13 protein-coding genes and 1 pseudogene are annotated in these 13652 nt (G+C 65.9%); 5 read left to right on the forward strand and 9 right to left on the reverse strand.

Annotation, left to right across the window (positions count from 1 at the left end; genetic code table 11):
* Positions 1-151 precede the first annotated feature (151 nt).
* Positions 152-1537 (forward strand): class II fumarate hydratase, encoded by a 1386-nt coding sequence (fumC, locus tag KHN96_RS01035; RefSeq protein ID WP_062738905.1) that lies wholly within the window; start codon positions 152-154, stop codon positions 1535-1537.
* A gap of 100 nt (positions 1538-1637) precedes the next feature.
* Positions 1638-2684, forward strand: a complete 1047-nt coding sequence (locus KHN96_RS01040; protein ID WP_062738904.1) for a sensor domain-containing diguanylate cyclase — start codon at positions 1638-1640, stop codon at positions 2682-2684.
* A 1-nt stretch (position 2685) separates the two neighbouring features.
* On the opposite strand, the gene speD is transcribed toward KHN96_RS01040, so the two are convergent.
* The 5 genes from speD to KHN96_RS01065 all read right to left on the reverse strand — a co-directional run bounded on the left by speD (position 2686) and on the right by KHN96_RS01065 (position 6321).
* The gene (gene speD / locus KHN96_RS01045; protein WP_045219735.1) at positions 2686-3111 is read right to left on the reverse strand and encodes an adenosylmethionine decarboxylase; all 426 of its coding nucleotides are present in this window, start codon (positions 3109-3111) and stop codon (positions 2686-2688) included.
* Positions 3108-3296 (reverse strand): hypothetical protein, encoded by a 189-nt coding sequence (locus KHN96_RS01050; protein WP_027679205.1) that lies wholly within the window; start codon positions 3294-3296, stop codon positions 3108-3110. The genes speD and KHN96_RS01050 overlap by 4 nt, the downstream gene beginning before the upstream one ends.
* Positions 3293-4741, reverse strand: coding sequence for a DUF4178 domain-containing protein (locus KHN96_RS01055; protein ID WP_062738903.1), 1449 nt, complete (start codon positions 4739-4741; stop codon positions 3293-3295). Before KHN96_RS01055 ends, KHN96_RS01050 begins: the two co-directional genes overlap by 4 nt.
* Positions 4742-4829: 88 nt before the next feature.
* On the reverse strand, positions 4830-5873 hold the full coding sequence (locus KHN96_RS01060) for an SPFH domain-containing protein (protein WP_045219733.1): 1044 nt from the start codon (positions 5871-5873) through the stop codon (positions 4830-4832).
* Positions 5874-5922: 49 nt separating this feature from the next.
* Complete coding sequence (locus tag KHN96_RS01065) at positions 5923-6321, reverse strand: DUF350 domain-containing protein (protein ID WP_009240530.1); 399 nt, start codon at positions 6319-6321, stop codon at positions 5923-5925.
* A 177-nt stretch (positions 6322-6498) separates the two neighbouring features.
* Here KHN96_RS01065 and KHN96_RS01070 point away from each other — a divergent pair, with 177 nt between their 5' ends.
* A complete protein-coding gene (locus tag KHN96_RS01070; protein WP_062738902.1) occupies positions 6499-8076 on the forward strand; it encodes a polyamine aminopropyltransferase in 1578 nt (525 codons plus the stop codon).
* Positions 8076-9698, forward strand: a complete 1623-nt coding sequence (locus KHN96_RS01075; protein ID WP_062738901.1) for an NAD(P)-binding protein — start codon at positions 8076-8078, stop codon at positions 9696-9698. Before KHN96_RS01070 ends, KHN96_RS01075 begins: the two co-directional genes overlap by 1 nt.
* Positions 9699-9720: 22 nt before the next feature.
* On the opposite strand, the gene KHN96_RS01080 is transcribed toward KHN96_RS01075, so the two are convergent.
* Positions 9721-9993 (reverse strand): hypothetical protein, encoded by a 273-nt coding sequence (locus tag KHN96_RS01080; RefSeq protein WP_062738900.1) that lies wholly within the window; start codon positions 9991-9993, stop codon positions 9721-9723.
* A 420-nt stretch (positions 9994-10413) separates the two neighbouring features.
* Complete coding sequence (locus tag KHN96_RS01085; RefSeq protein ID WP_062738899.1) at positions 10414-11118, reverse strand: dienelactone hydrolase family protein; 705 nt, start codon at positions 11116-11118, stop codon at positions 10414-10416.
* A 136-nt stretch (positions 11119-11254) separates the two neighbouring features.
* Between KHN96_RS01085 and KHN96_RS01090 the strand changes: the two genes are divergently transcribed.
* Positions 11255-11623, forward strand: a complete 369-nt coding sequence (locus KHN96_RS01090) for a DUF1304 domain-containing protein (RefSeq protein WP_062738964.1) — start codon at positions 11255-11257, stop codon at positions 11621-11623.
* A gap of 55 nt (positions 11624-11678) precedes the next feature.
* Here the strand turns inward: KHN96_RS01090 and KHN96_RS01095 are convergent.
* Positions 11679-12194, reverse strand: a pseudogene (locus KHN96_RS01095) (BON domain-containing protein); the annotation flags it as partial.
* 88 nt (positions 12195-12282) lie between these two features.
* Positions 12283-13446 (reverse strand): alkane 1-monooxygenase, encoded by a 1164-nt coding sequence (locus tag KHN96_RS01100; RefSeq protein WP_045219728.1) that lies wholly within the window; start codon positions 13444-13446, stop codon positions 12283-12285.
* Positions 13447-13652 lie beyond the last annotated feature (206 nt).

A 13652-nucleotide genomic window follows, 5' to 3' on the forward strand; every position in this document is an offset into this window, starting at 1 on the left:
GCGGCGCAACCGCCATTGTGGCGCGCCTGGGATGCGCCCGCAAACGATGTTCCCGGCCGGCGCGACCCCTCGTCCATCCGCCCTGTCGCCAACAAGGGCTCTGGAGCCTGCCTATACTGGAGCGTTCGTCCCAGTCACCTTCCTCCTTGCCATGACCACCCGAACCGAACGCGACACCTTTGGCCCGATTGAAGTCCCGGCCGATCACCTGTGGGGCGCCCAGACACAGCGCTCGCTGCAGAACTTCGACATCGCGGGCGACCGCATGCCGCGCGAACTGATCGACGCGCTTGCTCGCATCAAACGTGCCAGCGCGGCCGTCAACCAGCGCCTCGGGCTGCTGCCCGCCGACAAGGCCAACGCCATCATTGCCGCTGCCGACGAAGTCATTGCCGGCAAGCACCCGAACGAGTTTCCCCTCGTGGTGTGGCAAACCGGTTCGGGCACGCAGACCAACATGAACATGAACGAGGTGCTCGCCAACCGCGCCAGCGAACTGCTCGGCGGCGAGCGCGGCGAAGCCCGCCTCGTTCACCCGAACGATGACGTGAACCGCAGCCAGTCGTCGAATGACGTGTTCCCGACCGCAATGCATGTGGCCGCCGTGACGGCCATCACGCATCACCTGATCCCGTCGCTGCGCACGCTGCGTGAAACGCTCGCCCGGAAGGCGGCGGATTTCGACGACATCATCAAGATCGGCCGCACGCACCTGCAGGACGCCACGCCGCTGACGCTCGGGCAGGAATTCTCCGGTTATGTGGCCCAGTTGCAGCACAACGAAACGCACCTGAACGCCACGCTGCCGCACCTGTGCGAGCTGGCACTGGGCGGCACGGCTGTGGGTACCGGCCTGAACGCGCCGGCCGGCTATGCAGAGCAGGTGGCCGAAGAGCTGGCGCAACTGACCGGCCTGCCGTTCGTCACGTCGCCAAACAAGTTCGAGACCATGGCGTCGGCCGACGGCCTCGTATTCGCGCACGGTGCGCTGAAGACGCTGGCCGCCAGCCTCACCAAGATCGCCAACGATGTCCGGTGGTTGGCCAGCGGCCCGCGCAGCGGCCTGGGCGAACTTTCCATCCCCGAGAACGAGCCGGGCTCCTCCATCATGCCGGGCAAGGTCAACCCCACGCAGAGCGAAGCGTTGACGATGCTGTGCGCGCAGGTGTTCGGCAACGATGTCGCCATCAACGTCGGTGGCGCCTCGGGCAACTTCGAGCTGAACGTGTTCCGCCCGATGATCGCCTACAACTTCCTGCATAGCGTGCGCCTGCTGGCCGACGGTATGCGCAGCTTCAATGACCACTGCGCCGTGGGCATCGAACCGAACCGCGACCGTATCGACGAGCTGGTGCAGCGCTCCCTGATGCTGGTGACGGCGCTCAACCCGCATATCGGCTACGACAAATCGGCGCAGATCGCCAAGAAGGCGCACAAGGAAGGCACCAGCCTGCGCGAAGCCGCCCTGGCGCTCGGCTATGTCACGCCCGAGCAGTTCGATGCGTGGGTGCGGCCAGAGAACATGGTGGGCCGCTAAATCATCCGACACGGGCCCACAGCCTGCGACGCGTGGCGTATCCTTCCTCCTTTTCCATTGCCCGTTTCAAGCGCGCCGGCCCGGCCGGCGCCCCTTGCGCATGAAACCCGCTCCCATCCCGAAGAACGAACCCGAACGTCTTGCCTCGCTGCAAGACATGCTGCTGCTCTCTACACCCGACGAGGAGTTGTTCGACCGCGTCACGCGCACGACCAAGCGCGTGTTTGACGCCCCGATCGTGCTCGTGTCGCTCATCGACGCCCAGCGTCAATGGTTCAAATCGTGCATCGGCCTGAGCGTGCGTGAGACGCCGCGCGACATCTCGTTCTGCGGCCATGCCGTGGCCGAAGAGCAGATGCTGGTCATTCCCGACACCCAGGCCGACCCGCGCTTTGCCGACAACCCGCTCGTGACCGGCGCGCCGCATATCCGCTTCTATGCGGGGCGGCCGGTCAAGAATCTGGCCGGCTATGCCGTCGGTACGCTCTGCGTGATCGACCAGAAGCCGCGGCCATTTGAACAGGCCGAGCGGGAACTGCTCAATGACCTGGCCAGCTGGGTGGAATCGGGTTTTCGCGAGCGCGAGCTGAGCGAAACGCAGCGCTCCATCCTGACCGAGCTGCAGGTGGCACGCCACGAGAGCCTGACCGACCCGATGCTGAGCATCTGGAACCGGCGCGCTGCGATGGAGCTGCTCACGCGCGAATGCGGCCACGCCATGCTGCACGGGCAACCGCTTTCCTTGCTGGTGGTGGATGTGGACCACTTCAAGCGCGTGAACGATACCTACGGCCACCCCGCCGGCGATGCCGTCCTGGTTGAGATCGCACGCGCCATGCGCGTGAATTCGCGCCCCGCCGACGCGGTGGGCCGCTACGGCGGCGAGGAATTCCTGGTGGTGCTGCCGGATACGACCACACTGCAGGCCGCCGGCATTGCCGAACGACTTCGCAGCGCGGTGGAATCGCTGGAGATCGCCACGCCAGAAGCCAACATCCGCTGCACCATCAGCGTGGGTCTGGCAAGCTGCGAGCCGGGGAAGAACGCGTGCACGCCCGCAGACCTCATCATGCGTGCCGATGCCGCCCTGCTGGCGGCCAAACGGCTGGGGCGCAATCGCGTGATATTCGACGGCCAGCCGGTGTAACTCAGTTTGACGCGGGCGCTGTCCCGCGACGAACGATGCGCACATCAACCCGTTGCGGTGCCAACGCGCGCTCGAACACCGCGCGCGCGGCATGCGTCGTGCCGGTGCCGCACATGAATGCGTCGATGGCGGCAAAGCCGTGCTCGGGCCAGGTGTGAATCGAAAGGTGCGACTCAGCGAGCAGCAACACGCCTGTCACGCCGCCCTGCTCGCCGACGGGCAAACCCGTGCGCACGGAATCGAAGCGATGCAGGTGCGCATGCAGGATGGTCGCGCCGAGCGCATCGGCCGCATCGCGCAGCGCGGTTTCGAGCGCCGCCGCATCGCGCAGCAGCGCCGGTGCCACGCCGTAAAGATCGAGCAGAAGATGCTCGCCCACGGCGGCGGAGGCCTCCTCCGCAGACAGCGCTGCGTCGGTCCGCGTCACTTGTGGCCCCCGCTGAAACCGCCGCCATAGCCGCTACCGCCCGAAGAACCGCCCCAATAGGACGACCCGCCCGTGCTACTGCTGCCGTACGACGGCGTGCGCGGCGCGGCAAAGCCGGCCTTCCAGTCCATATACGTCGCGCCGATCACCACGGCCACGGCATAGAGAACGAACCAGTTCTTCATTCCCCGCCCCCAATCTTGGCGACCAGCCACGCCGGCACCAGCAACAGCAGCGCCGCGAAGAACGTGATACCGAACACCGAACCCGGCGCCATGAAAAACGGCACGAGGTTCAGCAGACCAAGCAGCACGCACGCGACCACCGCCACCGTCATGTAGTTCGACGACGATGCCTTGTCGGGCTCGGCGACCACCTTGCCGAACCACGCCTTGATCTGCGCGGCGCTGACCGGCGTGCTCTTGGACCACGTCAGCTCATGCGCGTCGCTCTCCGCCGCGAGGCTTTCCTCGCCTGCGGTGTATTCGACTACGCGCGTCTGGTCACCCGATCGGACACGCCAGTTGAAGGCGCCAGCGGCATACGTCACGCGCGAGGTGTAATCCTCATCGCGGGCGTAGACCTTGCCGTCGAGCACCGCGGTGCGGCCGTCGCGCTGGGTGGGCCAGCGGTCGAGCACGTTGGCGCGGAACCAGCCGTCATCGGCTTCGATCATCCAGCTGAAACCGCGCTTGGGCGTGTACAGCAGATATTCAAACCATTCGCCGCCGCCGTCGACGACCGTGCGACGCATCACGCCGATCACCTGCCACTGCAGGCCGTCGATGAGCGCCTTGTCGCCCAGCTCGAGCGTGGTGGCGACCTGCGGCACCGAGCGCGCGCGCGCAATGATGTCGCCGCGCGGCGTGGCCGCATCGATGGCCGCGCCGCAGCCGGGGCAGAGCACATGGCCGGTCACGCCGGGGCTGAACGGGATCGACGTGCCGCACTGCGGGCAATCGAGATTCGTGAGCTTGCCCGGGACGCGGCCCGCGGTTTCCTTGATCTCGGCGTCGGTGCGCAGAAGCTGGCACTTGAGCACCTCGAGCGTGGTGGCTTCACCCACGTAGAGCGTTGGCGCCGTACCGTCGGAGTAGTCCAGCGTGATGAAAGCGTCTTCTCTGCGGCCATCGGCCACGCGTGCATGCCAGCCTTCGCCCACGCGCAACGGCAATTCGCCCTGGCCCCCGGTGCAATCGGCTTCACGCACATCGGACAACACGTACTGCTTGCCCTCGGCGTCGTACAGCTGCCCCGGACGCAGCGCCTCGAAGGCGACCGCATTGGCGGGCGTGCCGCGCGCGAACGTCATCGTGATCTGCCCGGACGCTTCGGCCAGCCAGCCGTCGGTGCCGTCGTCGAACAGTACATACCACTCGTTCCAGAAGCCCGCGTCGTAGCGCAGCTGGATGCGGCCGACGACGGTGAACGCCTTGTTCTTGTAGCGCCCGGTGGTGCCGATCTGCACGCGTGCGTAGTCCTCGAGCACGGCAGACATCTTGCCGATGTCGGAAAGCGTCTCGCCGTCGCGCAGGAGCGTGCTTTTGCAGAAGCTGCACACCGCCATGACGGCCGCGGCAGACTTCAGTTCCACCGGCGCGCCACACGCCGGGCAGTTGGCATGAAACATGGTCAGGTCGTTCGATTGCGCAAAAGATTGCGCAGAAAAACGGGCGGCTTGCGATGCCGCCCGGTCATCCGATCAGCGGGGCCGGGGCTCAGCCTCCGGTCAGCGCCTTGAGCACAGCAGCCTTGCCGGCGTCAAAGTCGGCCTGCGTGATGAGGCCCTTGTCGAGCAGTTCCTTGAGCTTGGCCAGGCGCGCGGTGGGGTCATCCGCTGCAGGAGCCGCGGGTGCGGCGGCAGCGGCAGGTTGAGCCACCGCACCGCCGGCGTTGCCCTGCACCGCCGTGCGCAGGCTGTCGGCCATCGCCTGGCCCATCGCCAAGCCGGCTGCCAGGCCGGCGCCCGTGCCCGCGATGCCGCCCTCGTTGCGTGCCGCCAGCGGCAGCGATTCGGCCGTCTGGTATTGCGTGAAGCGCTGCATGTCGCCGGTCATGTCCATGCTGATGCGGCGGTCCAGCGCGGCCTGCAGTTCGTCCGGCAGCGTGACGCTGGACACCTGGAAGCTGTCGAGCGCCAGGCCGTACTGCGTGAACTGCGGCAGCAGCGCCTCGCGCACCTTGTTCGACATCAGCATCTGGTTGGCGGCCAGGTCCAGGAACGGCACACCGGATTCGCCAAACGCCGTGGCCATCGCACCCATGATGACGGGGGCAAGTTGCGCCTCGACTTCATCCACGGTGTAGATGTCGCGCGTGCCGCTCACCTGCTGATAGAACAGCTTCGGGTCGGCCACGTGGTAGGCGTACACGCCAAACGCGCGCAAGCGGATCATGCCGAAATCCTTGTCGCGCACCGTCACGGGCTGCGGCGTGCCCCAGCGGCGGCCGAGCTGCTGGCGGGTGCTGAAGAAGTAGACGTCGGACTTGAAGGGGGACTCGAACAGCTTGTCCCAGTTCTTGAGATACGTGAGAACGGGCAGCGTCTGCGTGGTCAGCTTGAAGGTGCCCGCGCTGAATACGTCGGCGATCTGGCCTTCGTTGACGAACATCGCCATCTGCGAGTCGCGCACGACCAGGGTGCCGCCGTTCTGGATTTCCATGTCCTGCATCGGATAGCGCCAGGCGAGCACGCCGTCTTCGCTTTCCGTCCATTGCAGGATGTCGATGAACTGCTTCTTGATGAAACTGGACAGGCTCACAGCAAACTCCTTCGCGATGATTCGCGGGGCAGGAACAATCAGGACAAGGTCACGACAGGCATGCCGCGTTGATCACGCCAACGGCCAGCGCGCTCACGCCAAACAGCATACCGGCGGCGATGTTGTTGTGCTCGATCTGCAGCCGGTAGTCCGGCATCAGACGCGTGAGCACCAGGAAGACGATCAGCTGCACCACCGACGCCATCACCGCCCAGAACAGGAACGGCACCAGGCCATCGGCATGCGTGATGCTCGACGCGATGGTCAGCACGAAGCCGAGCAACGCCCCGGCCAGCGACAGCGCCGCGGCGATATTGCCTTCGCGGATCAGCTTGAACTCGTCATACGGCGTCAGGCGCAGGTAGACGAAGAAGAAGCCGGAAAACACCACGGCGCCCGCCAGCAGGTGCGAGGCATAGGCGATCACGGAAGCGGTCATGTCAGGCATGGAAAGGGGCCGTGCAGTACTTGGGTGGCGCCACTATAGCGGCTGATGCGCCGCTTGCGTACCCCCCGATGCGGCCCTGCACCGGTCGGCTCGCAGGCCGGGAAAAAAGGCGGCACAATCGCGCTCGCCTTGGCATCCGCCGTTTGTTAACGCCCGTTCATTTTCCATCTTCGCAGCATGTCGACGCCGCAGCCTGACGCCACATACGAACCCAAGCAGCCAGCCGGCCGCGGCAATGCCCTGCTGGTCCTCGCCGTCTTCGTGGTGGCCTCGTGCGGGCTGGCGTACGAATTGATTGCCGGGGCATTGGCTTCGTATCTGCTGGGCGATTCCATTCTGCAGTTCTCTTCCATCATCGGCGCCTATCTGTTTGCCATGGGCATCGGCTCATGGCTCTCGCGCTACGTGGCCGACGACGCGCTGCTCGCCCGCTTTGTCGATCTGGAATTGCTGGTCGGTCTGTTTGGCGGCGTGTCCGCTGCTGCGCTGTTTGCGTTGTTTGCGCTGGAATCGGCGCCGTTCCGGCTGGTGCTGTACGCGCTGGTCACGGTGATCGGCGTGCTGGTCGGCATGGAGATCCCGCTGGTGATGCGCATGCTGCATCGCCGGCAGGCCAAGTTTTCCGATCTCGTCAGCCGCGTGCTGACGTTCGACTACCTCGGTGCGCTGGCGGTGTCGCTGTTGTTTCCGCTGGTGCTGGCGCCGCGCCTGGGGCTGGTGCGTACCGGCTTCCTCTTCGGCCTGTTCAATACGGCGATTGCGGTCTGGACCCTGTGGCACTTCCGCACCGAGCTGGCGCTCACGGCGCGCATGCGCACGGCGATGGCGTGGCGCGCCGGCGCAGTGACAGCGGCATTGCTTGCGGGCTTTGGCGCATCGGACAAACTCACGCATTGGTCGGAACGCGCGCTCTTCGGCGACGAGATCATCCACGCGATTTCCTCGCCGTATCAACGGCTGGTGGTGACGCGCTGGAAAGACGACCTGCGCCTGTACATCAACGGCAACCTGCAGTTTTCCTCACGCGACGAATACCGCTATCACGAAGCGCTGGTGCTGCCCGCCCTGGAATCGGTGCGCGGTGCGCGGCGCGTGCTGGTGCTGGGCGGCGGCGACGGCCTCGCGCTGCGGCAGATCCTGAAGTACCCGCAAATCGAGCACGTCACGCTGGTCGACCTGGACCCGCGCATGACGAACCTGTTCTCGCACGCCGAGGCACTGGTCGCGCTCAATCAGCATGCGTTCAGCGACCCGCGCGTGACCGTGGTCAACGCCGATGCAGCGCAATGGATGCAGACGGCCACCGACATGTTCGACGTGGCCATCGTCGATTTTCCGGACCCGTCCAACTTCAGCATCGGCAAGCTGTATTCGGTGCCGTTCTACCGGTTGCTGTCGCGCCATGTGGCGGATACAGGCCTGGTCGTCATTCAGGCCACGTCGCCCTATTTCGCGCCGCGTTCGTACTGGTGTGTGGATGCGACGCTGAAGGAAGCCGGCTATCGCACGTGGCCCTACCACGCGCTGGTGCCGTCGTTTGGCGAATGGGGCTTCATCCTGGCCGCACCGGGCCGCGCGGATTTCAAACCGCCTACGTCGTACCGCGTGCCGACGCGCTTCCTGGACGCCGACACCACGCACCAGATGTTCAGCTTCGCGCCCGACATGCCGCACCCGCAGGTGGAACCGAACCGGCTGAACAACCAATCGCTGGTGCGGTATTTCGAAGAAGACTGGCACGGCGTGCTGCGCTGATGGCAACGCGACGCAGCTTTCTTGTGGGTGCAGCTGCGGCCGGTGTGGCTGCGGCGGGTGCCGGTTCGTGGGCAGGCTTTCGCGCCTTTACCGAAATCACGCCCAACGTGCGCATGCCCGGCCAGGCTGCGGGCCATCGGCTGCGCGGCCTGCGCGCGCTGCCGACACCATCGGAAACGCGGCGCGTGGGCGTTGCCATTTGCGGCAGCGGCATCGGCGGATTGAGCTGTGCTTGGCGACTCGCAAAAAGCGGCCGGCGCGACGCGGTGGTCGTAGAAGGCCCGGAGCGCTATGGCAATGCCGCTGGCGGCGCCTTCGGTACGCAGCGCTTCCCGACCGGTGCGCATTACCTGCCGCTGCCGTCGATGGAATCGACGCACGTGCGCGAGATGCTGGCCGACTTTGGCGTGATCGAGCGCGACCCGTTTGCCCTGCGCCCGACGTACGACGAACGCGTGCTCGTTCACGCGCCCGATGAACGCCTGTGGCTCGGCAATCGCTGGCAAGACGGTTTCGTGCCGCGTGAAGGCATTACCGAAGCGGAACGCGCCGAGCACACACGGTTCTTCGCCCACATCGACCGGCTGCGCCAGACCATCGGCGCCGACGGCCGCCGCGTCTTTGTCGTGCCGACCGCGCTCTCGTCCGCAGACCCGGCGTGGCGCGCGCTCGACGCACTCACCTTCCGCGACTGGCTGCACCGCGAGGGCTACCGCGCCGCCACGCTGCACTGGTATGCCGACTACTGCTGCCGCGACGATTACGGCGTCACCGCCGATCACGTTTCCGCCTGGGCCGGCATTGCCTATTTCGCCAGCCGAGGCGGCATGGCCAGCAATGCCGAACAAGGCACCGTGCTCACGTGGCCAGAGGGCCTGGACTGGATGGCGGAGCGGCTGTTCGAAGCCGCCGGCCTGAATGAACCCGGCCGCCTGCTGCCGGGCAGCGTCGCGCGCATCGGCACCACAACCGAGGCCGGCGCCCGCGTCTTGGCCGATGTGCTGCAAGCGGATGGCCGCGTCGTTCGGCTGCTGGCCGATCACGTGGTCAGCGCGATGCCGCTGCACGTTGCCAAACACATCGTCGACGGCTTTGATGTGCCCGCCGCCGAGTGGCCCGAAACCGCGCCGTGGCTGCTTGCCAACCTGCTCATCGACGGCTTCCCGCCCGAACACGACGACACGCCGCTGGCGTGGGACAACGTGGTGTATCGCGGTACGGGGTTGGGTTATGTGGTGGCCAATCACCAGGACATTCGCGTCGGGCCGCCTGCGCAGAGCGTGTTCACCGCCTACGTGGCGCTGTCGGACATGACGCCGAAGGCCGCGCGTGAATGGCTGCTGAAGGCATCGCCGCAAGCGCTGCTCGATCGCGCGCTGGCCGATCTGGATACCGTGTACGGCATCCGCCTGCGCACGCAGATCCGCCGGGCCGACCTGACGCTACGCGGCCATGCGATGGCGATTCCCACACCCGGCTTCCTCTCCCGACCCGGCATTGCGCGCTTGCGTGAAAGCGCCGGGCCGATCCACTACGCGCATGCGGACCTGTCCGGCTATTCGGTTTTTGAAGAAGCGGCGTGGTGGGGGGATCGCGCGGCGCGGCGCATTCTGGGCGGCTGATTGCGGCGCTGCCGCTGGGCTTCTAAGGCAACCGCTCGACCTCGGCCATCAATTCCCACGTGGCCGGATCGATATCGCTACGCTCAAGTGCCAGCGACACGTATGCGCCGATCATGTCGACAAACCCGCGCGCAAATGCGGGCGGATATGCGCCCCCCGTGTACTCCATCAGTTGCTGCCGCAAGAGACGTGGCCGATGCTGCCCGAACTCGAGCACGTAGGCCTGCGTTCGGCAGAGGAAGGCTCGCGCTTCCAGCGCACCATCAAGGTAGACGCGGCGTTTGGTGAGTGTCATTGGCGGCTCCCGAATCGCAATGGAGCGGGGCACAGCCAAGGTGGAGAGGGAAAAGACGCGGGGCGACGCCCGCTGAATACAACAGTCATGGAGCCTCCTACGGATTGCAAAAGGCCCGACTAGTCGCTGCTAAACGAGGGTGGCGGGCCCGACGACAGGGTTAGCAGACCGGCCCGTAGGACGCCGGCGACCCGAAGGTCCCCTGCCCGGCCCGCCAAAGTACAAGCGTGCGCGAGCACGGACGTAAAAAAGCCGCACAAGGCGGCCGTCCGGCCATACGGTAAGAATAGGCTGCTAAACCCAGCTGCCGTTGTTGCGGCAGCGCCGTGAATTATAGCGGCGGCAACAGCGCAGCCCACATGCGAAATTGCAGCATTTCGTGATCGCGCCGTACCGCCAAACCCGCCGTCCTGTGTGGGCTTACCAGAGCGTGCGGCCGAAGAACGTCAGCGCGCGGTCCCAGGCGTGTTGCGCCCACACCGGGTCGTATTGCGTGATGGCGATGCGGTTTTCGCCCACGGCCGTTTCATTGGCGAATGCGTGATGCGCGAGATAACGATGGAAATCGACATCGACGCCGGCATCGACGAGCTTCTTTTCCAACGCATCGACGCCTTCGATCTTGAAGGCCGTGTCCTGCGTGCCCCAGTGGCCCTGCACCGGCACCTTGATCTTCGAGGCGTCGATGTATTCGAGCGGAGGATAGCCGTACCACACCACGCCGGCGTCCGCCTCCGGCACGTTGCTCAGCGTCAGGAGCGTCAGCGCGCCGCCCATGCAGTAGCCCGTCACGCCGACGCGTGCGCAGGTCTGCTTGAGGTATTGCACGGCGCCGCGCACATCCTGCGTGGCCGCGTCGCCAAAGTTGAGGTTGGTCATCAGGTGGTGGGCTTCTTCTTCCTCCACCGTCATCTTGCCGCGGTAGAGATCGGGCACCAGCGCCACGTAACCGGCACGCGCAAGGCGGTCGGCCACGCCGCGAATCTGGTCGTTCAGGCCCCACCACTCCTGGATGACGACGATGCCCGGGGCGCCCTCCGCCTTGGCCGGCTTGGCCAGGTAGCCCTGGACATCCTGCCCGTCCGGGCGCTTGAACGAAATCATGGATCCTTGCGTTGCGGTCATGCGATGGCTCCTCTTTGAAACGCGTGCAGAGAAAACGCACAGGATAGCCCGTCACGATGAAGTTTTCAGCGCCCGGCCGTAGAAGTCATCGGGGCAACCTTTTATGATGCGTGATCCGCCATCCACACTGCCCGTCATGATGAAAACGCTTGCCCTGATCGCCTACCTCGTGGTCCTGCTGATCCACGTCTACATCGTCGTGCTGGAAATGGTGCTGTGGAAGACGCGCGGCCCCAAGGTGTTCGGCATCACGCCGGAGAAGGCGGCAGAGACGGCGGCGATGGCGTCCAACCAGGGCCTGTACAACGGCTTCCTTGTGGCGGCGCTGGTCATCGGGCTGGTGGCGCCGGACCCGGCCGTCAATGCATCGTTCGCAGTGTTCGGGCTGCTGTGCGTGGCCGTGGCGGGCGTCTGGGGCGCCATCACGGTCAACCGCCGGATTCTCCTGGTGCAGACCGTGCCGGCCGTGGCGGCGCTGGCGCTGGCGCTGGGGTGGTTTGCATAGCGCTTCCGGCTGAGGGCTTCGCGGGCGGCGGCCCAGGCGCCTTCGCGCTGCCCGAGGCGGGCGTCCCGCTTCGGAACAGCGCATACGGCACGCCGCGCCCAGGATGCGCCGTCGTCTCGTTGATGAAGCGCTCGACATCGGGCACCTCGCGCAACGCCGCCATGAACGGCGCCAGCGAATACCCCGGTGCCACGCAGCCCTGCACCAGCACCCAGCGTTGCCAGACCGTCACCCATAACGTGGTGTGCTGCCGCCAGCCCGGCACATTGGCTGATATCCATTGCAGGCGCCGCTTGGCCGTCTCGGCAATCTCGTCGTCGTAGGCAAAGGCGTTGGGCAGGCGGCAGCGGCCCTCGATCCAGCAATGGTTGCCGTGCTCGATGCGGTGGTGGGAATCACGCTTCCATTCCGCCTCGGTGATGCGCGGGCCGGCCGGTTCCGGGCAGTTGGCCACGCCAGACGATATCTGGAAGAACGGATCGTTGCCGCGATTCTGCAAGGTGTCGTCGGCGTGCGCGGCCACCGCGCAGCATGTCCATGCGAATACGATGCCGCCGGCGCGGATGTCCATGGCGCCCTCCCTCTCGAGCCGGGGCGTGCCCGGTTGCTGCAAAGGATAGACGCTGCGAGGCGGCGCGGCCAGCGCGCCGCGACGGCGCTTATGCGCGTGCCGGATACTGCGCCAGCACCTTGTCGCGGATCGACGGCTTGATGTTCGCCAGCGACATGTTGCCGTTGTAGTGCGCCACCACGCGCGGGTTCATCACCCGGAACCACAGCGGCGGCACATAGGCGATCAGGATCATCGCGGCATAGCCGGCTGGCAGTTGCGGCGAATGCTCGAAGTGCCGCAGCGCCTGGAATGAGCGCGTCGGGTTGGCGTGGTGATCGGCATGCCGCTGCAGTTGATACAGGAACAGGTTCGTCACGACATGGTTGCTGTTCCAGGAATGCTGCGGCGTGCACCGCTCGTAGCGGCCGCTGGGCAACTGCTGGCGGCACAGGCCGTAGTGCTCCAGGTAGTTCACCACCTCCAGCAACGACGCCCCGTAGATCGCCTGGATGATCAGGAACGGCACCACCTTGACGCCCACGAACGCGATGCACACGCCCCACAGCAGCGCCGTCATCGCCCAGGCGTTGAGCACATCGTTACGCCACGACCACACCGAGTGGCCATGCTGCTCCAGCCGACGTTTCTCCAGTGCCCATGCCGATTTGACGCTGCCCACCACCGTACGCGGCAGAAATTCCCAGAACGATTCGCCATAGCGCGCGCTTGCCGGATCGGCCGGCGTCGCCACGCGCACGTGGTGCCCGCGGTTGTGCTCGACATAGAAGTGCCCGTAGGCCACGGGCGCGAGCGTGATCTTCGCCAGCCAGCGCTCGAAGCGGTCGGTCTTGTGACCCAGCTCGTGCGCGGTATTGATCGAGATGCCCGTCACCACACCCACCGAAAACGCGAACGCGATGTAGTCGTACCAGGTGAGCTCGTACGTGCGCAGCACCCACATCGCCACGGCAAAGCTCACGTAGAGCACGGTCGTGGCCAGGTAGACGATGCGGCGGTAGTAGCGCTGCTGCTCCAGCGCCGGGACGACGTCTTCCGGCGGGTTGTCCGGGTCGTCACCGATCAGGAAATCGAGCAGCGGGATGATCGTGAAGACGATGAACGGCCCGGCCCACCACAGCGGATGCCACCCCGTTGCCAGCGCCGAGACGGCCGCAACGATGGGCAGCGTGATGGTCAGTGCGCCGAGCATCCACAGATAGCGCTTGCCGTCGGTCCATTCGAGGGACGCGGCCATGCCGGGTGTTGCCATTGTCTTCCTCCTGGTTGCCCCGCTTGATGGCTTGGCTTGTGTGCACACATGCGTGCGCCGCCGGGGTCGTGCCCGACGCCTGTTTTATAGGCGCGCAAGAAGAACGCTCCAACGTCCGGATCTAGGCACAGCCTTCCAAACGAAAAGGCCGCCGGCCGGCCGCATGCCGGCTGGGGAAGCGGTGGTGCTTGAAACTGCGGGTTTTC

It is taken from the genome of Ralstonia mannitolilytica (assembly GCF_905397375.1).
Taxonomy (GTDB): Bacteria; Pseudomonadota; Gammaproteobacteria; order Burkholderiales; family Burkholderiaceae; genus Ralstonia; species Ralstonia mannitolilytica.

Bases quoted from the DNA above. Each gene is read 5' to 3' on its own strand.
- fumC (WP_062738905.1), top strand. From the start codon at position 152: ATGACCACCCGAACCGAACGCGACACCTTTGGCCCGATTGAAGTCCCG.
- KHN96_RS01040 (WP_062738904.1), top strand. From the start codon at position 1,638: ATGAAACCCGCTCCCATCCCGAAGAACGAACCCGAACGTCTTGCCTCG.
- KHN96_RS01050 (WP_027679205.1), bottom strand. From the start codon at position 3,296: ATGAAGAACTGGTTCGTTCTCTATGCCGTGGCCGTGGTGATCGGCGCG.
- KHN96_RS01055 (WP_062738903.1), bottom strand. From the start codon at position 4,741: ATGTTTCATGCCAACTGCCCGGCGTGTGGCGCGCCGGTGGAACTGAAG.
- KHN96_RS01065 (WP_009240530.1), bottom strand. From the start codon at position 6,321: ATGCCTGACATGACCGCTTCCGTGATCGCCTATGCCTCGCACCTGCTG.
- KHN96_RS01070 (WP_062738902.1), top strand. From the start codon at position 6,499: ATGTCGACGCCGCAGCCTGACGCCACATACGAACCCAAGCAGCCAGCC.
- KHN96_RS01075 (WP_062738901.1), top strand. From the start codon at position 8,076: ATGGCAACGCGACGCAGCTTTCTTGTGGGTGCAGCTGCGGCCGGTGTG.
- KHN96_RS01080 (WP_062738900.1), bottom strand. From the start codon at position 9,993: ATGACACTCACCAAACGCCGCGTCTACCTTGATGGTGCGCTGGAAGCG.
- KHN96_RS01085 (WP_062738899.1), bottom strand. From the start codon at position 11,118: ATGACCGCAACGCAAGGATCCATGATTTCGTTCAAGCGCCCGGACGGG.
- KHN96_RS01090 (WP_062738964.1), top strand. From the start codon at position 11,255: ATGATGAAAACGCTTGCCCTGATCGCCTACCTCGTGGTCCTGCTGATC.
- KHN96_RS01100 (WP_045219728.1), bottom strand. From the start codon at position 13,446: ATGGCAACACCCGGCATGGCCGCGTCCCTCGAATGGACCGACGGCAAG.